The organism is Enterobacter sp. 50588862 (genome assembly GCF_001462935.1).
GTDB lineage: Bacteria > Pseudomonadota > Gammaproteobacteria > Enterobacterales > Enterobacteriaceae > Enterobacter > Enterobacter bugandensis.
Window position 1 is genome coordinate 95,050 of sequence record NZ_LNHM01000028.1, and the last position, 23,408, is coordinate 118,457.

Annotated in this window: 32 protein-coding genes; 21 read left to right on the forward strand and 11 right to left on the reverse strand. The window is 52.6% G+C overall.

The annotated features are described in order from the left end of the window. Window positions 1-45: 45 nt before the first annotated feature. Together APT89_RS13260 and APT89_RS13265 are read right to left on the reverse strand one after the other, a co-directional pair. The gene (locus APT89_RS13260) at window positions 46-858 is read right to left on the reverse strand and encodes a Cof-type HAD-IIB family hydrolase (RefSeq protein WP_060572594.1); all 813 of its coding nucleotides are present in this window, start codon (window positions 856-858) and stop codon (window positions 46-48) included. Next, a complete protein-coding gene (locus APT89_RS13265; RefSeq protein ID WP_049136653.1) occupies window positions 848-2,062 on the reverse strand; it encodes an MFS transporter in 1,215 nt (404 codons plus the stop codon). Before APT89_RS13265 ends, APT89_RS13260 begins: the two co-directional genes overlap by 11 nt. An 81-nt stretch (window positions 2,063-2,143) precedes the next feature. Between APT89_RS13265 and APT89_RS13270 the strand changes: the two genes are divergently transcribed. Then, window positions 2,144-2,695, forward strand: a complete 552-nt coding sequence (locus APT89_RS13270; RefSeq protein WP_028012492.1) for a TetR/AcrR family transcriptional regulator — start codon at window positions 2,144-2,146, stop codon at window positions 2,693-2,695. A gap of 21 nt (window positions 2,696-2,716) precedes the next feature. Here the strand turns inward: APT89_RS13270 and arsC are convergent, their stop codons facing one another. The 6 genes from arsC to APT89_RS23450 all read right to left on the reverse strand — a co-directional run bounded on the left by arsC (window position 2,717) and on the right by APT89_RS23450 (window position 8,470). Further along, complete coding sequence (gene arsC / locus APT89_RS13275; RefSeq protein WP_041910680.1) at window positions 2,717-3,148, reverse strand: glutaredoxin-dependent arsenate reductase; 432 nt, start codon at window positions 3,146-3,148, stop codon at window positions 2,717-2,719. Window positions 3,149-3,160: 12 nt separating this feature from the next. Beyond that, a complete protein-coding gene (locus APT89_RS13280; protein WP_060572596.1) occupies window positions 3,161-4,450 on the reverse strand; it encodes an arsenic transporter in 1,290 nt (429 codons plus the stop codon). Between the two features lie 40 nt (window positions 4,451-4,490). Beyond that, window positions 4,491-4,811, reverse strand: coding sequence for a metalloregulator ArsR/SmtB family transcription factor (locus tag APT89_RS13285; RefSeq protein WP_060572598.1), 321 nt, complete (start codon window positions 4,809-4,811; stop codon window positions 4,491-4,493). Between the two features lie 184 nt (window positions 4,812-4,995). Further along, window positions 4,996-6,048, reverse strand: coding sequence for a phage integrase (locus tag APT89_RS24740; RefSeq protein ID WP_060572600.1), 1,053 nt, complete (start codon window positions 6,046-6,048; stop codon window positions 4,996-4,998). A 73-nt stretch (window positions 6,049-6,121) separates the two neighbouring features. Further along, entirely contained in the window at window positions 6,122-7,891 is a 1,770-nt protein-coding gene (locus APT89_RS13295) for an ATP-dependent nuclease (RefSeq protein WP_060572602.1), read from the reverse strand. Window positions 7,892-7,912: 21 nt separating this feature from the next. Beyond that, window positions 7,913-8,470, reverse strand: coding sequence for a phage repressor protein CI (locus tag APT89_RS23450; protein WP_072201740.1), 558 nt, complete (start codon window positions 8,468-8,470; stop codon window positions 7,913-7,915). A gap of 125 nt (window positions 8,471-8,595) precedes the next feature. Here APT89_RS23450 and APT89_RS13300 point away from each other — a divergent pair, with 125 nt between their 5' ends. From APT89_RS13300 to APT89_RS23455, 3 genes are read left to right on the forward strand one after another with little or no spacing between them, the layout of a single operon-like run. After that, window positions 8,596-8,817 (forward strand): hypothetical protein, encoded by a 222-nt coding sequence (locus tag APT89_RS13300; protein ID WP_060572604.1) that lies wholly within the window; start codon window positions 8,596-8,598, stop codon window positions 8,815-8,817. 32 nt (window positions 8,818-8,849) lie between these two features. Beyond that, complete coding sequence (locus APT89_RS13305) at window positions 8,850-9,359, forward strand: phage regulatory CII family protein (RefSeq protein ID WP_060572606.1); 510 nt, start codon at window positions 8,850-8,852, stop codon at window positions 9,357-9,359. Window positions 9,360-9,366: 7 nt separating this feature from the next. Next, window positions 9,367-9,600, forward strand: coding sequence for a phage filamentation protein Fil family protein (locus APT89_RS23455; RefSeq protein ID WP_072201741.1), 234 nt, complete (start codon window positions 9,367-9,369; stop codon window positions 9,598-9,600). Here the strand turns inward: APT89_RS23455 and APT89_RS13310 are convergent. Then, window positions 9,548-10,006, reverse strand: a complete 459-nt coding sequence (locus tag APT89_RS13310; protein WP_060572609.1) for a hypothetical protein — start codon at window positions 10,004-10,006, stop codon at window positions 9,548-9,550. The genes APT89_RS23455 and APT89_RS13310 overlap by 53 nt on opposite strands. A gap of 257 nt (window positions 10,007-10,263) precedes the next feature. Here APT89_RS13310 and APT89_RS13315 point away from each other — a divergent pair, with 257 nt between their 5' ends. The 6 genes from APT89_RS13315 (at window position 10,264) to APT89_RS13350 (ending at window position 14,932) form a co-directional block, all read left to right on the forward strand. Beyond that, the gene (locus APT89_RS13315; RefSeq protein WP_060572611.1) at window positions 10,264-10,605 is read left to right on the forward strand and encodes a DUF5347 domain-containing protein; all 342 of its coding nucleotides are present in this window, start codon (window positions 10,264-10,266) and stop codon (window positions 10,603-10,605) included. Window positions 10,606-10,672: 67 nt separating this feature from the next. Further along, a complete protein-coding gene (locus tag APT89_RS13320; RefSeq protein ID WP_049106743.1) occupies window positions 10,673-10,909 on the forward strand; it encodes a DUF2732 family protein in 237 nt (78 codons plus the stop codon). Then, entirely contained in the window at window positions 10,909-11,136 is a 228-nt protein-coding gene (locus tag APT89_RS13325; RefSeq protein WP_060572614.1) for a TraR/DksA family transcriptional regulator, read from the forward strand. The genes APT89_RS13320 and APT89_RS13325 overlap by 1 nt, the downstream gene beginning before the upstream one ends. Next, window positions 11,133-12,143: a phosphoadenosine phosphosulfate reductase domain-containing protein gene (locus APT89_RS13330; protein WP_060572616.1), complete on the forward strand. Its 1,011-nt coding sequence runs from the start codon at window positions 11,133-11,135 to the stop codon at window positions 12,141-12,143. Before APT89_RS13325 ends, APT89_RS13330 begins: the two co-directional genes overlap by 4 nt. Window positions 12,144-12,984: 841 nt before the next feature. After that, on the forward strand, window positions 12,985-14,322 hold the full coding sequence (locus tag APT89_RS13345) for an AAA family ATPase (RefSeq protein WP_060572620.1): 1,338 nt from the start codon (window positions 12,985-12,987) through the stop codon (window positions 14,320-14,322). A gap of 10 nt (window positions 14,323-14,332) precedes the next feature. Next, window positions 14,333-14,932, forward strand: a complete 600-nt coding sequence (locus tag APT89_RS13350) for a hypothetical protein (RefSeq protein ID WP_060572622.1) — start codon at window positions 14,333-14,335, stop codon at window positions 14,930-14,932. Between the two features lie 96 nt (window positions 14,933-15,028). Here APT89_RS13350 and APT89_RS13355 read toward each other — a convergent pair whose 3' ends face one another. Both APT89_RS13355 and APT89_RS13360 read right to left on the reverse strand, forming a co-directional pair. Beyond that, window positions 15,029-16,057 (reverse strand): phage portal protein, encoded by a 1,029-nt coding sequence (locus APT89_RS13355; RefSeq protein ID WP_060572624.1) that lies wholly within the window; start codon window positions 16,055-16,057, stop codon window positions 15,029-15,031. Further along, on the reverse strand, window positions 16,057-17,823 hold the full coding sequence (locus APT89_RS13360) for a terminase ATPase subunit family protein (RefSeq protein ID WP_060572626.1): 1,767 nt from the start codon (window positions 17,821-17,823) through the stop codon (window positions 16,057-16,059). The genes APT89_RS13355 and APT89_RS13360 overlap by 1 nt, the downstream gene beginning before the upstream one ends. A 139-nt stretch (window positions 17,824-17,962) precedes the next feature. Here APT89_RS13360 and APT89_RS13365 point away from each other — a divergent pair, with 139 nt between their 5' ends. The 11 genes from APT89_RS13365 (at window position 17,963) to APT89_RS13415 (ending at window position 23,398) form a co-directional block, all read left to right on the forward strand. Then, window positions 17,963-18,796 (forward strand): GPO family capsid scaffolding protein, encoded by an 834-nt coding sequence (locus APT89_RS13365; protein WP_060572628.1) that lies wholly within the window; start codon window positions 17,963-17,965, stop codon window positions 18,794-18,796. 15 nt (window positions 18,797-18,811) lie between these two features. Continuing rightward, window positions 18,812-19,876 (forward strand): phage major capsid protein, P2 family, encoded by a 1,065-nt coding sequence (locus APT89_RS13370; RefSeq protein ID WP_060572630.1) that lies wholly within the window; start codon window positions 18,812-18,814, stop codon window positions 19,874-19,876. A 3-nt stretch (window positions 19,877-19,879) separates the two neighbouring features. Continuing rightward, complete coding sequence (locus tag APT89_RS13375; RefSeq protein WP_060572632.1) at window positions 19,880-20,527, forward strand: phage terminase small subunit; 648 nt, start codon at window positions 19,880-19,882, stop codon at window positions 20,525-20,527. A 94-nt stretch (window positions 20,528-20,621) separates the two neighbouring features. Further along, a complete protein-coding gene (locus APT89_RS13380) occupies window positions 20,622-21,086 on the forward strand; it encodes a head completion/stabilization protein (RefSeq protein WP_060572634.1) in 465 nt (154 codons plus the stop codon). Continuing rightward, a complete protein-coding gene (locus APT89_RS13385; protein WP_060572636.1) occupies window positions 21,086-21,289 on the forward strand; it encodes a tail protein X in 204 nt (67 codons plus the stop codon). Before APT89_RS13380 ends, APT89_RS13385 begins: the two co-directional genes overlap by 1 nt. Window positions 21,290-21,292: 3 nt before the next feature. Next, window positions 21,293-21,508 carry an HP1 family phage holin gene (locus APT89_RS13390; protein ID WP_048220226.1) on the forward strand — a complete coding sequence of 72 codons (216 nt, stop codon included), beginning with the start codon at window positions 21,293-21,295 and terminating at the stop codon, window positions 21,506-21,508. Then, window positions 21,489-22,004, forward strand: coding sequence for a lysozyme (locus tag APT89_RS13395; protein ID WP_060572638.1), 516 nt, complete (start codon window positions 21,489-21,491; stop codon window positions 22,002-22,004). The genes APT89_RS13390 and APT89_RS13395 overlap by 20 nt, the downstream gene beginning before the upstream one ends. Then, window positions 22,001-22,426 carry an Rz-like lysis system protein LysB gene (lysB, locus tag APT89_RS13400; RefSeq protein WP_060572640.1) on the forward strand — a complete coding sequence of 142 codons (426 nt, stop codon included), beginning with the start codon at window positions 22,001-22,003 and terminating at the stop codon, window positions 22,424-22,426. The genes APT89_RS13395 and lysB overlap by 4 nt, the downstream gene beginning before the upstream one ends. After that, window positions 22,311-22,559 carry an Rz1-like lysis system protein LysC gene (gene lysC, locus APT89_RS24635; RefSeq protein WP_231276547.1) on the forward strand — a complete coding sequence of 83 codons (249 nt, stop codon included), beginning with the start codon at window positions 22,311-22,313 and terminating at the stop codon, window positions 22,557-22,559. Before lysB ends, lysC begins: the two co-directional genes overlap by 116 nt. Further along, window positions 22,522-22,953 (forward strand): phage tail protein, encoded by a 432-nt coding sequence (locus APT89_RS13410; protein WP_060572644.1) that lies wholly within the window; start codon window positions 22,522-22,524, stop codon window positions 22,951-22,953. Before lysC ends, APT89_RS13410 begins: the two co-directional genes overlap by 38 nt. After that, a complete protein-coding gene (locus APT89_RS13415) occupies window positions 22,946-23,398 on the forward strand; it encodes a phage virion morphogenesis protein (protein WP_060572646.1) in 453 nt (150 codons plus the stop codon). The genes APT89_RS13410 and APT89_RS13415 overlap by 8 nt, the downstream gene beginning before the upstream one ends. Window positions 23,399-23,408: the final 10 nt, after the last annotated feature.

A 23,408-nucleotide genomic window follows, 5' to 3' on the forward strand; every position in this document is an offset into this window, starting at 1 on the left:
GGGAGAGGGCCTGGGTGAGGGGCGAGGCCGCCAGACCGCACGCGGTCAATTAAACGGTGCCTCCCCGTTCAAAACCTTCTCAATCACGTTTAAAACGCCTTCCTCGTTATTATGCGGAGCTTCAAAGCGCGCCTCCGCTTTAATATGCGGCTTGGCATTTGCCATCGCAAAGCTGAACCCGGACTGACGCAGCATCTCCACGTCGTTGCCGCTGTCACCAAAGGCCACCACTTCGCTGTCCTCGATGCCCCAGCGCGTTTGCAGGATGCGCAGGCCGTTGGCTTTATGCACGCCGGGGATAATCAGGTCAATGCTGCCGTGACCGGTGGTGACGGGCACCATAATGTCACTTAGCTTTTCATGCAGCAGCGCCTGAATGCGCGGAATTTCGTCATCGGAAACGTTGAGCCCGAACTTGAAGAAGATGTCGTTCAGGCTGTTGAAATCCTGCACCCTTTCGAGGCGGTGATAATATTTTGACGCGATATCAATGAAGGCATCGTCATAGGCCTTAAGCGTGTAGGCGCTGCCTTTCCCGCAGGCGATAATCTCAATGCCGGGGACGTCGTTTAAGACGGTGGCCACGGTGCTGAAATGCGCTTTTGTCAGCTCGCCGTTGAACACATCTTCCCCGGCATCGACCACCCAGCCGCCGTTTTCGGCAACAACGGCAATTTCATGCGCGATCTCCGGGAAGAACGAGATCAGCTGGTAATACTGGTTGCCGCTGGCGACCACAAAGCGAATGCCTTGCTCCTTCATGCGCGCATACTGCGCCAGAAAGCGCGGGCGGTTATAGGTCTTGGCATCACTCAGGAATGTGCCATCCATGTCGACGGCGATCAGTTTAACGCTCATATCCCTTCTCCATTGACGTTTGTTCCGTTTCCGGCTTTGCCACCGCGCGCGCCACCAGCGCCGCGATAATCACCAACCCTAACACCACCAGCATGGCGCTGCGCAACCCGTAGTGCTCACCGAGGAAACCGAGCAGCGGCGGCCCGACCAGGAAGGCGAGGTAGCCCGTGGTCGCCACCACGCTGACGCGGGTTGGGGCATCCGGGCCGGTGTCGCTGGCGGCCGAAATAGTCAGCGGGAAGCCGAGCGACGCGCCCAGACCCCAGAGGATCACCGAGACCCCGGCAATCCAGTCCACGTCCACAAAGACGATCATCGCGATACCCAGGCCGCCGAGCAGGGCGCTGGCGCGCACTACCGCCACGCGGCTATAGCGGTCGATAAACCAGCCGCCGGTGAAGCGCCCTACGGTCATCCCCAGCGTAAACCCGGCGTAAATCAGCGAGCCGGAGGTCGGACTAAAGCCGTGGCCGTCCACCATCAGCAGCGGCAGCCAGTCGTTGGCAGAACCTTCCGCGAAGGCCATCGCCAGCACCACCACGCCGATGAGCATCAGCTGGAAATCGCGGTAGAAGGGCAGCCCTTTTTCCGTCGAATGCTGTTCTTCAGCGGAATTCTTGCCGGTACCGTTCGGGATCGCCCGAATGCCGGTCAGGATCGGAATGATGCATACCAGCGCCGCCAGCAGGATATGCAGATTCGCGCTCATGCCAAAGGCCGTCAGCGCCATCCCGACGCCCGCGCCGGCGAGCGTGCCGAGGCTGTAAAAGCCGTGCATCATGGGCAGCACGGTTTTGTTCATCTCGCGCTCGACCGCCGCCCCTTCAACGTTAATCGCAACCTCTGCCGAGCCGAAGCTGCCGCCAAATACCGTCAGCCCCAGGGCAAACAGCACCGGCGAGGCAAACCACAGCGCCACGCTCAGCACTACCATCCCGAACACCGCGAAGCACATGGTGGTGCGGATCACCGCCCGCGTGCCAAAGCGCTTCACCAGCCACGCGGAGCAGAGAATGCCGCTCATGGAGCCTATCGACAGGCCGAACAGCACGATGCCCATCTCCGCGGTGGAGACGGACAAAATATCGCGTATGGCGGGCGTGCGTGTGGCCCAGGAGGCCATCAGCAGACCGGGAATAAAGAAGAACATAAACAATGCCCACATGCGTAGTCGCAGGGCGTTGCGGGAAGAGGTCAGCGTCATTGGGGTAGCACCAGAAGTACAACAGTAGCGACAACACTAGCAAGTTTGTGTACATTTGTACACAAACCAGGTGAGGGATTTATGAGCAGACCACCGAACGATCCGCATCGACGTGAAAAAATTCTCCAGGCGACGCTGGACACCATTGCCGAACACGGTATTCACGCCGTCACGCACCGCAAAATCGCCACCTGCGCGGGCGTGCCGCTGGGGTCAATGACCTACTATTTCGACGGCATGGAGCCGCTGCTGGAGGAGGCCTTCACGTGGTTTACCCGCCAGATGTCGCAGCAGTACCGGGATTTCTTCGCGGGCGTCACCGGGCCGGAAATGGCGTGTGAATCCATCACCACCCTGATCCACAGCTCGCAGGTGACCACGCCGCACAACATGGCGCTGATGTACCAGCTTTACGCCTTTATGCACCGCAGCGCGGCGCTCAAAACGGTGATGCAGGACTGGATGAAGATGAGCCAGACCACGCTGGAGCAGTGGTTCGACCCGGTCACCACCCGCGCGCTGGATGCCTTCATCGAAGGGATGACGCTGCACTATGTGACTGACCGAGAGCCATTAAGCCGGGAGGAAATTCGGGCGATGGTGGGGAGAATTGCGGGCGAGGGAAACCCTTAGGCATCACTCGCCCTGCCTGTTTTACCTGTGTTCGATTTTTTTCCCGCTGGCGTCCACGACGGCTTCGCCATCCTCTTTCGTAAACGCTCCTTTCTGCGCGTCCGGCAGAATGTCGAGGACAACTTCAGACGGGCGGCACAGGCGGGTGCCCAGCGGCGTGACCACAATCGGACGGTTAATCAGGATCGGGTGTTGCAGCATAAAGTCGATAAGCTGGTCGTCGCTGAAGATATCTTCGGCCAGGCCGAGCTGTTCATAGGGCTCCACGTTTTTGCGCAGCAGATCCCGCACCGAAATCCCCATATCGGCAATCAGGGTGGTCAGCTTATCGCGCGACGGCGGGGTTTCCAGATAGAGGATAATCTCCGGCTCCGTGCCGCTGTTGCGGATCATCTCCAGCGTATTGCGCGAGGTGCCGCAGGCTGGGTTGTGGTAAATGGTGATGTGGCTCATATCAGTGGCTCATTACAGTGTGAAGGAGAGACGTAGCGCCAGCGCGGCGAGCGTCAAAAACAGGACCGGCAGCGTCATGATGATGCCCGTCCGGAAATAGTAGCCCCAGGTAATCGTCATGTTTTTCTGCGCCAGCACGTGGAGCCAGAGCAGGGTGGCGAGGCTGCCGATAGGCGTGATTTTCGGCCCCAGATCGCAGCCAATCACATTGGCGTAAATCATCGCGTCCTTGAGCAATCCCGTCGCCGTACTGCCCTCAATGGAGAGCGCGCCAATCAGCACCGTGGGCATATTGTTCATTATGGATGACAGGAACGCGGTGATGAACCCGGTTCCCAGCGTGGTGGCCCACAGTCCGTGTCCGGCCAGGCTATTCAGCACGCCAGTAAGATAATCCGTCAGCCCGGCATTGCGCAGGCCATACACCACCAGATACATCCCGAGCGAGAAAATAACAATTTGCCAGGGTGCGCCGCGCAGCACTTTTCCGGTGTTTATTGCATGTCCCCGTTTTGCAACAGCGAATAAAATCAGCGCGCCGACGGTGGCGATGGCGCTGACCGGAATGCCGAGAGGTTCAAGCACAAAGAAGCCAACGAGCAGAAGCAGTAGCACGATCCAGCCCGTTCTGAACGTCGGGAGATCGTGAATGGCCCGCGCGGGCTCCTGAAGTTTCGCCAGGTCATATTCTGGGGGAATTTCCTTGCGGAAGAAAAGATGCAGCATCACCAGCGTTGCAACAATCGCGGCGATATCAACGGGGATCATCACCGAGGCGTATTCGCTGAACCCCAGCTTAAAGAAGTCTGCCGACACGATGTTGACCAGGTTGGAGACAATCAGCGGCAGGCTGGCGGTATCGGCGATAAAACCAGCCGCCATCACAAACGCCAGCGTGGCCTGCTTGCTGAACCCCAGCGCCAGCAGCATTGCGATGACGATAGGCGTCAGGATCAGCGCCGCGCCGTCATTGGCAAACAGCGCCGCCACAGCCGCACCCAGCAGCACGATATAAGTAAACAGCAATCGCCCGCGACCGTTTCCCCAGCGGGCAACGTGCAGGGCCGCCCACTCGAAAAAGCCGGACTCATCCAGCAGCAGGCTGATGATGATGACGGCGATAAACGTCGCCGTGGCGTTCCAGACGATATTCCAGACCACAGGTATATCGTTAATGTGAATTACCCCGCTGGCCAGCGCCAGCACGGCGCCAATGGTCGCGCTCCAGCCGATACTGAGCCCTTTGGGCTGCCAGATGACCAGTACCAGCGTAAACAGAAAAATTGCCCCTGCCAGAAACATCGCTTACTCCGTTATATCTGATTTCATGAATATGTTTTGATTAGCATGAGCCCGGGAGTCGGTTTTTCAGCTTCATGCGCGTCTCTTCCCGCAGGCAGTTCCAGCTGGTGTCGATGACGGCTGCCGCCCACGCGGGCATGTTGGGAGAGAGACGGTAATGGACCCACTTACCCTCGCGGCGGTCGATAACCAGCCCGGACTCGCGCAGCAAGGCCATGTGGCGGGAGACTTTCGGCTGCGGTTCGCTGGTGGCGGAGCAGAGATCGCAGACACACAGCTCGCCCGCATCACGGAGCAGCATGACGATGGCGAGTCGCGTTTCGTCGGAGAGGATTTTGAAGATCTGGAGCGGGTGGATCATGGGTGTTCCTGAGGGTAGATTAAATCATATTCGTTTAATCATATATGTTTTGGTGGGAAGAGAGAAGGTCAGATTACAGGAAGGGGAATTTCAGGCAACAAAAAACCCATTTATGTAAACGGGTTAGTGAAAACAACGACTTGCAAGATAATCAATAAGTTAGGTTAGTGGTAAGGCGTGGCGATTACGGGGTAATGCTTACCGCTGCCGCCACTTTGTCGCCACTTGGTAGGGTAGCTAACGGGTTGAAGCGCAGGGCAGTTTCAAGGTGATCAGGGGCCAGGTGAGCATAGCGCATGGTCATTTTGATGTCGTGATGGCCGAGAATTTTTTGTAGGGCAAGAATGTTTCCGCCCGACATCATAAAATGCGCTGCAAATGTGTGGCGCAGAACGTGAGTAAGCTGGCCGCGCGGAAGCACGATGGAGGTTTTGTCCATCACTGACAAGAACTGGAAGTAGCAATCCGTAAAGAACTTGAAGCCGTCCAGGGCAATGATTTCCTCGTAAAGCTCTTTGCTAATCGGAATGCTTCGGTTCTTTTTGCCTTTGGTCCTGACGAAAGTTATTCTGTACTTTGTGACTTGAGAGCGGGTGAGGTTCACTGCTTCGCGCCAGCGTGCTCCTGTGCTTAAGCAGATTTTAACAACCAGAGCGAGCAGCGGGCTTTGGCGATTACAGTCGTACAAAAGCTCTGTGATCTGTTCATGCGTCAGCCAGGCCATTTCCTTTTCAGCAATGGTGAACTTGCGCATATTCTCCAGCGGGTTCGGTGCTGCCCATTCTCCGAGTCGGGCCAGCTCGCTAAAAACGCCACTCAGGTAGCTTTGCTCGAGGTTGATTGTTACCGGGCTGGCACCTTTCTTCCACTTCTCACTGAAATAGATTTCACCCGTTAGGCGTTTGTCACGGTAATGCGCGAACAATTTCGAGCTGAGATCAGTAGCAAGAGGGTTTCCGAGTGCATCGACCATCAGGACCAGCTTGTCGTAAACATGCTCACCAGCGGTAAGAGATTTGCCGTGCAGTTTGTACCAGAGTTCAACCACGTCTTTCAGCGTTCGACGATCTACCAATTCACCCAGCCAGGGTTTAGCCTCTGCCTCATCCATCGTGTGACGCTCAAAGGCTAATGCTTCGCCTTTGGTTGCGAACTGTTTACGCACACGACGCCCACTGCGTCCGGCGGGGTAGCATTCGCAAATCCATTTTCCTGTATCGAGTTTTCGTACTGCCATAAAAAGCCCTCATATCTGAGGGCTTAATTTAACTGTGTATTTGAACAGCAATCAATGTTTTCTCAGGTATGAATCAAACAACTGGTGTTATCCACGCCACCAAGTCCTCAACACTATCATAATCAGTGCAGATGTCTGACAGAGGTTGTGCCTCAGCGTTAGATTTGAATTCGGCCCAAGCCGATTCACTTTTTTCTGTCAGGCCCAGATGATTTTCAATTGCTCCTTTTTGCCAAATCCATATATTTGATTCTAGTAATTTATTAGCCAAAGATAATATTAGTGGTGCCGCATTAGCTTTTTGTGACATAAGTTCATAGGCTTGCGCTGCAGTAACTACACCATTCTTTGTTGGTAATCCAGAAGCATCTAATGCACATTGCCCATCATTCTGCATATCAACTAAAATAGCTTTAAGCCCGATAATATCGGGGTCGTTACCTTGTAGGAAGTTATTTCTTATTGCACCCCTGAGTGCAAAATCAAGGTCAACGATTGCCTTTGTCGGTATGTCCATACTGGCAAGTATTTGCATGGTTTTTGAAATGCTATCAACTGAACCAGTTTCTATTAGGGCCACTTGCATTTGACCTGTTGTTTTATTATTTATTTTTTTGAATATAAATGGTAATAGGGTTGTTTCAGTTTTTCCTTCTGTTAGAACAACGTTATTAGCAAATAATATTTTTGAAGATTGTGTTAGTGAAAATAAATGTGTAGCTTGCGCAGGACGTTGTACTATTACTTGATTTACTGCTTCAGATATTGTTAACCTACAATGTGTTCCTAGTTGGTTGTTTTTTCGTATTAAAATAGTATCCTTAGCCAAATCAGAAGTAATCATTTGTGAGGAGTGAGTTGAAAAAATGATTTGATAGCCATGTTGGGATAAAATATTTAATGATTCTCTTATTTGTTCTATTGCAAAAGGATGGAGATATAATTCTGGTTCATCAATTAATAGTAAGGTTGTTGTTCCGATGTTCTCATTTGTAGTAATGTCAGCTAAATGGCGAATAAGCGCCATCTGGATAGAACGCTGAGTTCCATGACCGTAACATGAGCAGTCTCTTGCTATATCTGGCAGAGAGTCTTCGTAAACTTTTACTGTTCCAGCTTTAAAAATATCTTCAAAATTCGGAAGTTCAAAATGTAGTTTAAGATTGATACCGGGAAAAAAATCTGCAACTTTATCACTAATTGAGTTATCGATATCAACAAGGTCTGATAGTCTTTTATTTCCTGAGGCCGTCATTCTCCTGTTTACTGCTTCTATGTGCTTCAATATTCTATTTGAGTGTTGCTCCTGAATTTTAGCGCTCAACTCTGATAATAATTTACCTATTGTTGTTCCTGCTTTTGATTTAGACGAATCCTCTGCTGCGTTTTCCATCGCTCCGATACGTATAGGATCTGGAAATAAGGCCTTTATCGCATTATCGATCCCTGATGGCGATGGTCGGAATAGGCCATTATCTGGATTCTTTATTAGTAGTTTCACATCTTTTGCTGCTAATGCACCAACTGATTGGGTGCGTTTGAATGTTAATGTGCCTGCTGTAATAAATGGATTAATACGATTTCTGTTTTCTTCTGTTAAAGCGGAAAGTATCTCGTCGGTAATACCTTCAACTTTACCCTCAACTTCTATCTCGTTATCATTATTAAAGTAATCGCTTGGTGATAGTACCTTTTTCTTAAATAACCACTCAATAGCGTTCAGAACAGTGGATTTTCCCGCATTATTGTATCCAATTAAAGGTGTGAACAAGGAAAAATTTAAATTAATTTCTTTACAAGATCTAAAGTTTTTAATTGATATATTTGAAAGTCTATGGCTCATTACTATGTCCCTTATAAGTAATCATTTTATTTTCAAAACAACACTTGCCGTTACTTCTATATCGTCCAGCATACAGTCAAATTCTTTGCTGCCCCCAGAAACGAGAATTTTATTTTTAGGCAGGCGTGTTATTTCTCGAATGGAGACTTCATTGTCAATGTTAACTAGCCATATACCATCACGAACGTTAGTAAAATCCTTACTGCAAACGTAATTATCATGCCCATGATGAACAAAAAACAACCGACTAACTTTTGTAGGCAAAAGAGAGTTATCGAATGTTATAGCACCGTTTTCCGATAGCACTCCATCAACTAGGTCAAATCTAGGTAGACTAGTAGTGTTCTCTTTTTGTGAACTTGTCGGCCGACCAGTTCCAGTAACAAGCCACGCTAAATCAGATTCAGTTTCTAATGCACATTGTATTACCCACTCTGCAGGAAATGAGTCACGCATGTATCTAGTTGCTAGTGTGCTTTTTGATATACCTAAATGATCACATAAAGCCTGTCTTGTCTTGAAACCATAGGCTTCAACCATGCGCTCTATAGCCCCACGACCGCCTTTTTCCAAATTCATGGTCACTCCAAGTGAACTTTTATCTTGACGATTTCATGATGCGATCGTATGTTTATGGTGTTCACAAAATACAAACGATCAGTATTCATCCTGATTAATCATTGCTAAACGAGGAATGTTGCATCATGAGACCTAACATTTCAATCACTCTCATCACACCCCACGTCACTATAGAAAGATATAGTGAACTCACAGGGTTATCTATTGACACCATCAACGACATGCTTGCAGATGGTCGATTGCTTCGTCATCGCCTACGCAAGGATAAAAAGCGTGAAAAAGTGATGATTAACATTGCTGCGATGACTGTCGATGCCCTTGTTGATTGCAATGTGAATATCAACTAGTTCCATTTTGAGACTTCACGGAGCAACTGACTATGTTTGACTATCGCATATCAAAACATCCCCATTTTAATGAAGCCTGCCGTGCTTTCGCTGTACGTCACAACATGACGAAGTTGGCAGAACGTGCAGGTATGAATGTTCAAACCCTGCGTAATAAGCTCAACCCGGAGCAACCGCATCAGCTTACAGCTCCTGATATATGGCTGCTGACCGATCTCACAGAAGACTCAACATTGGTTGATGGTTTTCTGGCTCAGATTCACTGCCTGCCCTGTGTACCAACTAATGAAGTAGCACGGGAGAAAATGCCTCAGTACATCCTGAAAGCCACTGCCGAGATCGGCCGTGTCGCTGCGAGTGCGGTTTCTGGTGTTCAGCTAAATGCGACCACCCGCCGCCAGGTTGTCGAAAGCGTCAACTCCGTTACTCGGCTGATGGCGCTTACCGCTATTTCTCTGCAGGCGCGTTTACAGGCCAACCCTGCAATGGCCAGTGTCGTCGATACCGTGACAGGTCTTGGCTCTTCTTTTGGGCTGAGCTGAGGTGTTTATGCTGAATAACGAACCTTCATTCGCATCACTGCTGGTTAGGCAAAGCCCGGCAATGCATTACGGTCATGGCTGGATTTACTTACCTAGCGGAAAAAAGTGGCATCCGTGTATTGAACTGTCTCCCCGGCAGCAGGCTGTCCGGGGAATAGGCAAAAAGAGATTGCTACAACGTCTAAGTATTAACGTGGCAGGCAACCAGCAAACCAGGCGAAAAGTTTTTCCTGGAAGCTGAGCTTAGTGTCATCAGGTCGACCACATGCAATAGCAGTTCTTTTATAGGCTGGATTTAACAAAGAGCCGAAAGGTGCGGAATCAGAGTGATGCAGCGTTTTCAGTTTTTGTGCAATCAGTTCCGGGGTCAGTTCATCCCCAGCGTAAAGCAATTCCCCGTACTGGCGGCTTTGTACGCTAGCACGCTCGGAAATAATTGCTGGTTGCCACACAAGTTGAATTGTCGCGATAACGACTACAGGCAAAGCGAACAACCATTCCAGACCAGTGTCCGCAAACACAGCAGTACCGCTAATAAGCTGAATGGCTGTCATCAATTTGTCAGCTCTACCGTGAAGCGTTGCCGTCATAACCTCAAGGTAATAACTGTAATGCAGTTGGAAGTATTCGGAGCTTTGTTTAGTCATGCCGGAATCCTATTTTTTATCCTGTCCCGGCGCTGGTTGAGGTGCAGGGGCAGGGCGAGGCAATACGTGGAAGTTGTCAGAGTCTGACATCAGGTTTCTCCTTCGATGGGTAGATGATTGTTGGCGCAAATAGTCTACCACTAAGGCACGTGCCGGGCGTGCATAAAAAACCCCGGCATCACTTTAAACATTCTTTGGTTCAGTGGGTTATGTGGATGTTTAACCATTTAAGTTCAGGTCGCTAGTGAGGTTAATTAATGGCTATAGAAGGTAACACGGCGACAGTTCCGCTTAGTCCCGGTCAGCGCCTGAATGGGCTGAACCACATAGCGGAGCTGAGAGCAAAAGTGTTTGGTCTGAATATTGAGCACGAGCTGGAACGTTTTATTATTGAGATGCGCGATCCCCGCGACATTAATCATAAACAGAATGCGAGGGCACTGGCCGCCATATTCTTCATGGCAAAAATTCCGGCAGAACGTCACAGTGTCAATATTAATGAGCTGACCACTGACGAAACGCGGGAGTTGATTAAAGCAATGAATCATTTTCGTGCAGTAGTGAGCTTATTTCCCAAACGGCTAACCATGCCGAGCTAACCCAAAATAGAAATTAATGGCGTAAACCCGCCGGGCATTCTTTTGCCCAAATTCAGGAGAAATGATTATGCGAAATAGCGAAACACGCACTACTAAAACCGGACCGGATGATGCCGGTTTGTTCCAGTTGTTTAACGAGACTCGTCTGGATGAGCGTAAAAGCTGCGCCTTTGCTGTTTCCATCCGCATGGAGGCACTGGCGATCCACATCCTGAAAGAGGGGATGAACGGAGTGGAGGCTGCAGAATTACTGCGCCGTGAAGTTGCCCGTTATGAAGCTGAATCACGTGGGGACTGGCACTGATGGCTGATTCTATGGATCTCGTACAGCAGCGCGTCGAAGAAAACCTGCAGCGCCATATCCACAATGCCCGGGCACGAAATCCGGGTATCGCTCGCGTGCTTTGCATCGACTGTGAAGCACCAATCCCAGCGGCGCGCAGACAAGCTATTCCGGGCGTACAGTGCTGCGTGACTTGCCAGGAAATTGCTGAGCTGAAAGGTAAACATTACAGCGGTCGTGCTGTATGAACATCATCGATCCGCGTTGCTTCGGTATCAGCACTATTAACAGCATCAGTATCTCAGGGGGCAAGGATAGCCTTGCTCAGTGGTTACGGGCCATTGAAAACGATGTTCCTCATATCTCTGTCTTTGCTGATACGGGCCATGAGCATCCTCAGACGATGGACTACCTGGAATATCTGGAATCGCGGCTGGGTAAGGTTATTCGTGTGAAAGCGGATTTCACTCGCCAGATTGAAGGCAAGCGTAAATTCATTGCTGAAAAATGGCCTTTTTCTTTGGTTGAGGAATGCGGCATGTCTCCTGATGAGGCCGCAGAACGTATCCATCGCGCACTAGAAATTCTTAAACCAACTGGCAATCCGTTTCTTGACTTGTGCATGTGGAAAGGGCGATTCCCGTCCACAAAGGCTCGTTTTTGCACATTTGATTTGAAGCATGAGCCTGTCCGTACTCAGGTGATTGTTCCTGCATTAGATGAATATGACGAGGTTATCAGCTGGCAGGGAGTGAGGGCGCAGGAATCGCCAGCGCGTGCATTGCTTCCGGACTGGGAGGAAGATGCGGATAACACTCCTGGCCTTCATGTTTATCGCCCGATCCTTAACTGGCTGCACGAAGATGTGTTCGCTATAGCCAAACGTCATGGCATCAAACCTAACCCACTTTATCAACAGGGCTGCAGTCGTGTTGGATGCATGCCCTGCATTCATGCCCGTAAATCTGAATTGGCGGAAATCTTCCAGCGCTGGCCAGAAGAAATTCGCCGTGTCGCAGAATGGGAAAGGATGATTGCTGAATGCTCACGTCGTGGTAATTCAACGTTCTTCCCATCGACTCACGATCCGCGGCGGGCCGAAAAGCGTATTGAAGTCATCACCGTAGATGGCTATGGCATTGAGACTTATCGCGACTGGGCGTTAACCACACGAGGTGGTGCGCAATTTGATCTGCTTGCAGGCACAAATGACAGCGCGGTATGTAGCAGTGTCTATGCGGGAGTTTGTGAGTGACGGATATCAGTTCAGGCCGTCTTATCGCACCTCATGTATCTGAAGTCCCTAGTAGCGGAGGTAATGCTGCCGGGGCATATCCATGGACCTCGCCTAAAAAGGCGGTTAACCCCTATCTGGAGCCGGGCTGCGCCTGTTCTACCGGAACAAGCGCCTACAGGAGGATGACAAATGGCGTCAATGGTACTGACAGCTCAGAGAAATGGCATATCTATTAATCAAAGAGTTAGCTGAGTAAAAAACTATTTCAGCTTTAAAATCATATGATGTACTGTATATATAAGCAGTAATATTGGGAGGGAGTTGTGAACGATTTGTTCATGGAGTCACTTGCACTGCAGCGGATAGAACTTATGGCCCGGCTGGTTGCCAGTTCAGATTGTAGCGATGACGATAAGGAGGTTGCGATTTCGTGGCTGTCGGAGCTGACAAGCGATCTGGTTACCAGGATGAATGATTATGGAGTAGGGCAGGATGAGAATACGCATTAGTGATTCCGCACGATGGGAAACTCCCTCTCATATGGCATCCTGCGGTTTGAGAACGCAGTGCATGTCTATGGTGCATGGATTCGCATGATCCAAAAAGGATCGCAATGGGTCGGGGCCGCCAGAACTGGCGCGCTTTTCGGCCCGTCATGCGCCTGCATGAAAACCACTACACAAAGCGGGCAGGCGTGGCGGGGATACGAGCGCGCGCCAGCCATGATAAGGCTTTGAATAAGCGATTAAATCGCTATGTGAGAATTGTTTGGAACCACGCATTATTGAGCTAATAGTTGTTATTTATGCTTCCGGTGTAATATGTTGGTCAGTGCAACTATTAACTTAGGGACTATGTTATGCGTCAGCCATACCGCATTGAAAGCGTTACGCTAAACGATATCGGTGTATTTGATAATACTCATTTTGATTTTCCACAGATTTCTAGTGAAAGTGAGGATGCAACTAAAGCGGAGATCCATATCTTGACCGGGCCAAACGGCTGTGGGAAAAGTACTGTGTTATATGCTCTGGCAGGGATTTTAAACCCTGACCATGGGGATTTTTTAGTCAGAAAACGATATCAAGGTATGAGCAGTAATGTTAATTTTCATTTTTGTGGATTAGCTGGAGAGTATGGTGTCAATTTAGATAAGCAAGTGAATAATTTGTTAGTTAAGAGTGATGCTTACTATTATTGCATTCCCGGTGCTTCAGAAAGCTTGGTGTGGCATAACCGCCCTTGGCTGGACATGAACCAAAATGTGACTGTTAAGAAGTTTGATTATGCGGCCTTAGCTTATTCAGGTAGTCGAGCTGCGCAATCGGGTTATGTTTTCTCCTCAATTCAAAACATTACACAGTCGCCATTCGAAAATGCTCTTTCTTTTGATCAAACTGTTCGCCCCCAACTGCTCGCGCAATGGATAGCCAACAACCGTACCCAGGCGGCGCTAGCCAAAGATGATGGTGCAGAACAAGAAGCTAAGCAGTTTGATCATGCGATAGACCAAATAACAACGTTTGTGAATAATATTTGTCAGCTTGGTCTGACGTTTCATCTTGAACGTAGTCCGCTGGAAGTTAAAGTAGGTCTTGGGGGGAAGCGACTTAACCTGGACATCCTTCCAGAGGGATTAAAGTCGATAATTAGTTGGATCGCGGATATGGCACTACGTTTGGAAAGTATCCCTTGGAAAGAACAGCGCGACATATTCTCTCAGCCTATTATTCTTTTCTTGGATGAGGTGGATATTCATCTTCATCCAAAGTGGCAGCGTAGAATCCTTCCTGCAATCCAGAAGTTGCTCCCGAATGCTCAAGTCTTTGTCTCAACACATTCTCCTTTTGTGGTTGGATCAGTGGAAGATGCCTTTGTCTATCGCTTGCCAGAATCACAAAGAAATATCCAAAACAATGCCACATCAAATAAAAGCGTTAAGGCTGTGAAATCAGGAGCAGGAAAAAGTTATCAACTTATTCTTGCAGAAATTTTTGACGTGGAAGAAGAATTCGATGTCGAAACAGAACGTCAATTGGTGGATTTCAAAGAGGCAATTCGTCGACATCTGCAAAATTCAAAGGATGATGCAGAAGTTATGAAGTTGGCTGAGACATTACGTGAAAAGAGTGAAGAACTCGCTACGCTAGTGAGTATGGAGCTACGCCAAATGAATCGTTTGTTAAGTATAAAATAAGGACAGTGGCATGTACCCATTTACTAGACCAGAATGTCCTGATTATCTGTTAGAATGCTGGGAAGAACTAGGGTCAAGGTATGAAGAGTCCAAAAGAAAGGACGCTAAATATACTTTTTGTTGGTATGCGGCCTTTCGTTATGAAGATACACGAAAACTGCTTACAGCCATGACTCAAGAGCATTGTGCATTTTGTGATGGGGGGGATTTAGGGGCGATGAGTCGTGAAACCCTTGAGCATTTTCGACCGAAAAGCCGTGAGGAATTTTATCGACTGGCCTACCAATGGGAAAATTTGTACCCATGTTGCGATCGCTGTCAAAGTGAAAAGCTTGAAAAGTATGAAGATGCATTATTGATTGCTGACGTCGCGGGGTTTGTTTTCAACGATTATTTTATGGTCGATTATTTGACGGGGGAAATTTTGCCGAATTCTAAGGCGTCCGCTGCTAATCAACATCGCGCAGAACGAACCATAGAGATATATGGACTAAATGTGGATCAACGGAAAACCATCCGCAAAAAAGAGCTTAAACGGTACTTGCAGCGTGATGAGAAAACCGATGTCCTTGACGATTTTAGTTATCGCTATTTTTTGATGGATGCTTGAGTAATACTCGTTCAGGTTAATCAAGATGATTAACCTGATAAAATTAAAGTTCCTACCTATAATTGATAGGGTTAATTAACTTTAATGGACAGGTATTTATCTATTTATAAACTTTAGTGAATAGGGGGCAAAGTTAATCACTTCTTCTCTCAGCCAGTGATTTAGCTCCTGAAACCGTTTCTGCAGCGGTATCAGTTCATTACGAACAAATACTTTACTCGCCTTCTCCACATCCCCAAACCCCCCAACATTACTCGGCATGATCCCCATCATCTGTGGCGGAACGCGGTGTGCTGCCATCATGTCGTCCCGGCTCACGTTCTTGATATTAAGAAACTCATCCTTTGCCGCGACCTCTGACAGCGGGATGATCTGAATCCCGTCCTTTTTGCCGTTCGGCGAGTACATAAACAGGTTGCGGAAGTTGCCCGGTCCTTTGGCGCTTTTCATCGCCTGGCGAATGTTGTTCACGTCCTCTTGGTTCTGCGCAGCGTCGGTCATGTACATGATGAACCCCGCATGACTGCCGTTGATGTAATACTTGCGGCGGAACAGGGTTGCGGACTCGTTCAGTAGGGCGGACGGGATGGCGGACAGGTACTCCGGCAGACCGTAAATCTCCTGGTTTAAATCCGGCTCCATCAGATGAAAGATGCTGCCTTTAGTGAACTCGTACGGCTGCGTGGTCATGCCGTACTGCACAAACCAGTAGGTATCCAGATCCACGCCGCGCCGGGTGTATTTTGCCAGCGACGGCTCAAGCGACAGAATGCCGCCGAGCCGATTGGTGCGCTTCTCCAGATAGGCGTTACCGAATACCAGATAGTCCTGCACAAACCGGCTGAACGCCTGCTGGCTCAGCAACGGATGTGGGATAAAGGTGCTGGTCAGAATATTGCGTTTAACGGCAATCGGCGAGCTGTGGTGCACGGCGGCGCGGTAGGTGCGCGCCAGTCCGTCAAAGCTGACCGGCGGTTCATACCAGCGGTCCATCTGCACGCATTCAACGTAATCCAGCAGCTCGCGGCGGTCCAGTACCGGGATCGGGTCGCCAAAGCTGAAAGCTTCTGCAGATGCGCCGCTGCTGTGCTGAACTACAGCGCGGTTTTTCTTGCTCTTGCCCATCAAAAAATCTCCACAATATTGCTGGTATTGGCGGATTCGCCCTGCAGCGGTTCGTTGAACAGTGCGTGCATCGTCGCCCAGGCCAGATCTGCATGGCTGGCTTCTTCACTGCGGCTGGCTTCGTAGGTTGGGCGGTTGCCGCTGGCGGTGGTGGCGCGGCGGATTGCCATAAAGGATTGCGCGATATCGGTATGCCCGGCGTCGAACTCCAGGCGGCGGTGGCTGATAATGTCGTAGGCCTTGAGCACCAGGGCGTTTTTGACGTTGGGGTTGTAGACAAACTCGCGCACGGCAGGGAAAAACGCTTTCACGTTCTCGTACACGCCGTGGCCGACGCCGGTGGAGTCAATGCCGATATAGGTCACGTTGTACTGCTGCGTCAGCTTTTTGATGGCGTCCGCCTGGGCGCGGAAGTCCATCCCGCGCCACTGGTGACGCTCCAGAATACGGAACTTGCCGCCAGGTACTGTGGGCGGAGCCATGACCACGCATCCGGCGCTGTCGCCGTTCTGCGTGCCCTTCGCTGGGTCATAACCGATCCACACTTCCCGCCAGCCAAACGGGCGCAGGGCCAGAGCCTGAAAATCTGCCCAGACTTCCCAGCTGTCGACCATGCACGCCTGCAGCTCGCTGAGAGGAAACACCGAAGCCAGATCGTCGATAAACTCGCACATCAGCAGGTTCTGGTACTCGTCCGGGCTGTACTCCATGCGCAGCTGGTCGATATCGAACAGGTTACACCCGCCACGCACCGCATCCTCCACGGTGACAATCTGGCGATACTGACCGTCCGGACAGAGCAGGCCGGGGGCCAGAGTGGGGTGAGTCAGGTCAATATCCACTTTGTCCGCTTTGGCTCGGCCCCGGTTGAACAATGCGCCGGACCAGAACGGATACGCGCTGTGCGTCAGGCTGGACGGCGTGGAGAAGTAGGTCTGTCGCCATTTTTTGTGGATAGCCATCCCGGAGGCGACCTTGCGCAGCTCCTGGAATTTCGGTATCCAGAAATATTCGTCCAGATACAGGTTGCCGTGGTAACTCTGCGCCGTGCGGGCGTTGGTGCCGAGGAAGTACAGGCACGCGCCGTTGCTGAGCGTCATCGGGTCGCCTTTCAGCTCCACATCGACCTCTTTGGCAAAGTCGATGATGTACTGCTTGAAAACGTGCGCTTGCGCCTTGCTGGCGGAGAGGAAAATCTGGTTGCGCCCGGTGGTGATGGCGTCAATCAGTGCCTCACGGGCAAAGAAGAAGGTCGCCCCAATCTGGCGCGACTTGAGCAGGTTGCGAATGCGGTGCCGGTTGCCTGCCTCCCACCAGTGGCGCTGGTAGGCAAACATTGAGTCGTGGAATACCTTCTGCAGTTTCTCGATCTGCTCGTCGGTAAAGAGGTTCTTATCCGGCGGTTTGCGGGGGCCTTTGTTGCGGTTGGCGACGTTGGGGTTCAGGTCGGCCTCGTTGCCGCCGTCGTTGAATTTGCCGATCCGGGCGTGGCGCTCGGACTGGCGCGCCAGCAGGTCAATTTCCTTGAAGTCTTTCCCTTCTTTCTGCTCCTTCATGATGAGCTGGCAGTAACGCGCGGCGGTGGTGAGCTGCATCTGATCCAGCGGCCCGTACTCGCCCCATTTGTCGCGCTTCTTCCAGCTGTGAACGGTTGCAACTTTCTCGCCCAGCATTTCAGCAATGCGGGCTACGCGGTATCCCTGAAAGTACAGCAGCATAGCCTGCCTACGGGGATCGAGGTCTGCGGGGGTCAGTGTCATATCCATGGCACAAGCCTACGGCCTTGAATGTCCTCTTTCTTCGGCTTCGTTTTGTATGGCGAAAGGCACAAGCGCCGCGCGTTGTCTCACTCCCCCCATCCCCGCAACCATAAGGCTCCAGACAGTTTTCTACGGAGCACGGCTCATGACAGTGAAAGCAAAGCGTTTCCGCATCGGGGTTGAAGGTGCCACCACCGACGGACGCGAAATCCAGCGCGAATGGCTGGAACAGATGGCGGCGAGCTACAACCCGACGGTTTACACCGCGCTGATTAACCTTGAACACATCAAGTCTTACTCCCCTGACAGTGCCTTTAACCGCTACGGCAAGGTGACGGCGCTGGTTGCCGAAGAAATCAAGGACGGTCCGCTGGCAGGCAAGATGGCGCTGTACGCCGATGTGGAGCCAACCACCTCCCTGGTGGAACTGGTCAAAAAAGGCCAGAAGCTGTTCACCTCCATGGAAGTCAGCCCGAAATTTGCCGACACCGGTAAAGCCTATCTTGTTGGGCTGGCCGCAACCGACGATCCGGCGAGCCTCGGCACGGAAATGCTGGCGTTCAGTGCCAGTGCTGCCCGCAACCCGCTGGCGAACCGTAAGCAGAAACCGGACAACCTATTTTCTGCCGCTGAAGAAACCCCTATCGAACTGGAAGACGTCCAGGACGACAAACCCTCCCTGTTTGCCCGCGTCACCGCGCTGTTTAACAAAAAAGAGCAGACCGACGACGCGCGATTCTCTGACGTGCATCTGGCCGTTGAGCTGGTTGCTACCGAGCAGCAGAACCTGAGCGAACGCACTGCCAAAACCCTGACCGAAAACGGCGAACGCCTGTCCGCGCTGGAAACTTCCCTGCAGGAGCAGCAGGCCGCCTTTGCCGAGCTGGAGCAGAAGCTGAACCGCGAAGACAGCCGCAGGGACTACCGCCAGCGTGCGCCGGGCGGTGACGCTCCGGCAGGCACCGTGACCAATTGCTGAGGAGCAAACCAACACATGAAACAGAAAACCCGCTTTGCCTTTAACGCCTACCTGCAGCAGCTGGCGCGCCTGAACGGTGTGGCCGTGACCGAGCTTGCCAGCAAGTTCACCGTGGAGCCGTCGGTGTCCCAGACGCTGGAAGATGAAATTCAGCAGTCCGCCGCGTTTCTGACGCTGATCAACGTGATGGGCGTGGCTGAACAATCCGGCCAGCTGCTGGGCCTGGGCGTCGGCAGCACCATTGCCGGAACGACGGACACCACCACCAAAGAGCGCGAACCGACCGATCCGACGCTGATGGCGGACGTGGAGTATAAGTGCGAGCAGACCAACTTCGACACGGTGCTGACCTACGCGAAGCTGGATCTGTGGGCCAAGTTCCAGGACTTCCAGGTGCGTATCCGTAACGCCATCGTCAAACGCCAGGCGCTGGACCGCATCATGATCGGCTTCAACGGCGTGAAGCGCGCCAAAACCTCTAACCGTGGCGAGAACGTCCTGCTGCAGGACGTGAACAAGGGCTGGCTGCAGAAAATCCGCGAAGATGCGCCGGACAACGTGCTGGGCACGAAAACGGCAGACGACGGCACCGTGACCATCGAGCCGGTGAAAGTCGGGAAGGGCGGTCTGTACGCCAACCTAGACGCGCTGGTGATGGACGCAGTCAACGAGCTTATCGATCCGATTTTCCAGGACGATGACGAGCTGGTTGTGGTCTGTGGCCGTGAGCTGCTGTCCGACAAGTATTTCCCGCTGGTCAACAAGGAGCAGGAGAACAGCGAAAAAATCGCCGCCGATCTGATCATCAGCCAGAAACGCATGGGCGGTCTGCAGGCTGTGCGCGCGCCGTACTTCCCGGCGAATGCTGTGCTGATCACCCGTCTGGATAACCTGTCCATCTACTGGCAGGAAGAGACCCGCCGCCGCTCGGTTATCGACAACCCGAAACGTGACCGCATCGAAAACTTCGAATCGGTGAACGAGGCCTATGTGGTCGAAGACTACCGCTGCGCGGCCCTAGTGGAAAACATCGAAATCGGTGATTTCAGCGCGCCAGCTGCACCGGACGCTGGGGAGTAACGCATGAGCCTGAGTCCCGCACGGCAGCACCGCCTGCGCATTCAGGCTGAACAGGCCGCCCGCGAGGGCGGCTGTGTTCGCCATGCGTCGGGTTATGACCTGATGCTGCTCCAGCTGGCCGAAGATCGCCGCCGTCTCAAGGGCATCCAGTCCACGGTAAAAAAGGCGGCGATTAAGGTGGAGCTGCTGCCGAAATATTCCGCCTGGGCGGACGGTGTGCTGGCCGCCGGAGGCGCTCAGCAGGATGACGTTCTGATGTACGTGATGCTGTGGCGTATCGATGCCGGGGATTATGCCGGTGCGCTGGAGATCGGGCGTCATGCCCTGCGCTATGGCTGGGTGATGCCGCTCGGTAACCGCAACGTGCAGACCGTGCTGGCTGAGGAGATGGCCGACGCGGCGCAAAGTGCCATGCTCGCAGCTGCCCCTTTCGACGCCGACCTGCTACTGCAGGCGCTGGACCTGACCACCGGGCAGGATATGCCGGACGAGTCACGGGCGCGTCTGCACAAAGCCATCGGCGCGGTGCTAAGCGAAAGCAACCCGGCATCGGCCCTGAATCACCTCACTCATGCGCTCCAGCTGGACTCCCGCTGCGGTGTGAAGAAAGACAAAGAGCGGCTGGAGCGCAGACTGCGCAACGACCGCTGACGGAACGTGCCCCGCGCACGGGCGGCACGGGATGGCGACAGGCATGGCCTCATCAAAATCCCGTTCACCGCCCACTTATTCAGGAGAAGACCGCATGAAGTTTGTTGCGCCCGAACCGGCACCGGAACAGGCGGAGGTCATCAAAAACACGCCGTTCTGGCCGGATGTGAGCCTATCGGAGTTTCGCAGCGTGATGCGCACCGACGGCACGGTGACGCAGCCGCGTCTGAGGCAGGTTGCACTGACAGCCATTTCCGAAGTTAACGCTGAGCTGTACGACTTCCGCAACCTCCAGCAGATGCTGGGTTACCAAGATCTGGCTGACGTGCCGGCGGAAATGCTGGATGGCAAAAGCGAGCGCATTCAGCACTACCTCAACGCCGTGTATTGCTGGGCGCGCGCCGTGCTTAATGAGCGTTATCAGGACTATGACGCCACGGCGTCCGGTGTGAAGCGAGGGGAAGAGCTGGCCGAGGCCAGTGGCGACCTGTGGCGGGATGCGCGTTGGGCGATCAGTCGGGTGCAGGATGCGCCACACTGCACGGTGGAGCTTATCTGATGAAAGTGCGTGCGCACCAGTATGACACGGTGGACGCGCTGTGCTGGCGTCACTACGGGCGCACGCAGGGTGTCACGGAGCAGGTATTACGTGCCAATCCGGGGCTGGCTGAACATGGCCCCTTTTTACCGCACGGGCTGCAGGTGGAGCTACCGGATATCCCGGCATCGACCACCGCACAGACCGTCCAGCTATGGGACTGAATCATGACGCTTGAGAGAGTCAGCGCCTTTATCACTTACTGCATCGCCGTGCTGCTGGCCTGGCTGGGCGATCTGTCGCTCAAAGATGCCTCCACGGTCGGCGGCGTGCTGATTGGTGTGCTGATGCTGGCGATCAACTGGTACTACAAACACCAGTCTTTCAAACTGCTGCGCGGCGGCAAAATCTCGCGGGGGGAGTATGAATCCTTCAATCGTTAAGCGTTGCCTGGTCGGGGTAGTACTGGCTATCGCCGCCACGCTGCCCGGTTATCAGTCGCTGCATACTTCCGTCGAAGGGCTGAAATTGATCGCCGATTACGAAGGCTGCCGCCTGCAGCCGTATCAGTGCAGCGCGGGCATCTGGACCGACGGCATCGGCAACACGTCCGGCGTGACGCCCGGCAAAACTATCACCGAACGGCAGGCGGCGCAGGGGCTAATCAGCAATGTGCTGATTGTCGAACGGGCACTGGAAAAGTGCGTGGTGCCATCGGTGCCGCAAAAGGTCTATGACGCCATGGTGTCGTTTGCCTTTAATGTTGGCACCAGCAACGCCTGCAGCTCCACGCTGGTGAAACTGCTGAATCAAAAGCGCTGGGCGGATGCCTGCCGCCAACTGCCGCGCTGGGTGTACGTCAAAGGCGTGTTTAATCAGGGGCTGGATAATCGCCGCGCGCGTGAAATGGCCTGGTGCCTGAAAGGGGCTGGAGTATGACGCGCACGCTGGCGGTTTTTTTGCTGCTACTGGCAGCGCTGGCCTGGCAGTCGTGGCGGCTGAACAACGCCCGGCACGCCATCGAAACGCAAGGCGAACAGTTGGCGACTAAAGCGCAGGCACTGGCGCAGAAAAACAGCCAGCTGATCGGTCTGTCCATTCTGACCGAAACCAACAGCCGGGAGCAGATGCGGATTTATGCGACGGCGGAACAGACCACCGCGCTGCTGCGCAACCGCCAGCACCGGATCGAGGAACTGAAACGTGAGAACGAAGATTTACGCCGCTGGGCTGACACTCCTTTGCCTGCTGACATTATCCGGCTGCGGGAACGTCCGGCCCTCGCCGGAGGTGCTGCTTACCGTGAATGGCTGTCCGAGAGTGACGCCGTGCAACCTGAACCCGTCAGCGCCGCGCACTAACGGCGATCTGAGCGCGATGCTGGATGAAACCGAGGCCGCCTGGGCGGTCTGTGCTGACAAAGTGGACACGATAGTGGCGTGCCAGGAGCGAAACAGTGAACAAGCCGCAGTCCTTACGCAGCGCCCTGAATAGGGCCGTGCCCTATGTGCGCGATAACCCGGACAAGCTGCATCTGTTCGTGGATAACGGTTCCCTGGTGGCAACCGGCGCGAAGTCTATGTCGTGGGAATATCGCTACACCCTGAATGTGGTGATCGAGGATTTCAGCGGCGACCAGAACCTGCTGATGGCCCCGGTGCTGCTGTGGTTGAAAGCCAATCAGACGGATGCCATCAACAACCCGCAGCTGCGCGAAAAACTGTTCACCTTTGAGGTGGATATTCTGCGCAACGACGCGTGTGATATCAGCCTGAACCTGCAGCTGACGGAGCGCGTGCTGGTCAGCTCCGATGGTGGTATCTCGACGGTTGAGGCGGAGCCAGAACCCGACGAGCCAGAAGAAATGTGGACGGTGAAACGTGGATAATCTGCATAAAGTGGACGAGTGGCTGGCCGCACTGCTGGCGAATCTGGAGCCAGCCGCACGTCAGCGCATGATGCGGGAATTGGCGCAGGAGTTGCGGAGGAATCAGCAAAATAACATCCGGCTGCAGCGTAATCCTGACGGCAGCGGGTATGAGCCGCGAAAAGTCACGGCGAGGACTAAAAAGGGACGCATTAAACGGCAGATGTTCTCGAAACTACGCACGGCGAAATACCTGAAAACTACAGCCAGCGCGGATTCAGCCAGTGTGCAGTTTGCGGGGAAGGTGCAGCGTATTGCTAGGGTTCATCATTACGGCTTACGGGATCAAATTAGTAGTAAAGGACCTACTATTCGTTACAGTAGGCGTCTTCTTCTTGGGGTAAATGATGAAATGCAGTTGATTGTTTATAATTCATTTTATACTTGGTTGCGAAATGGTTTGTAAGTTGTTGTGG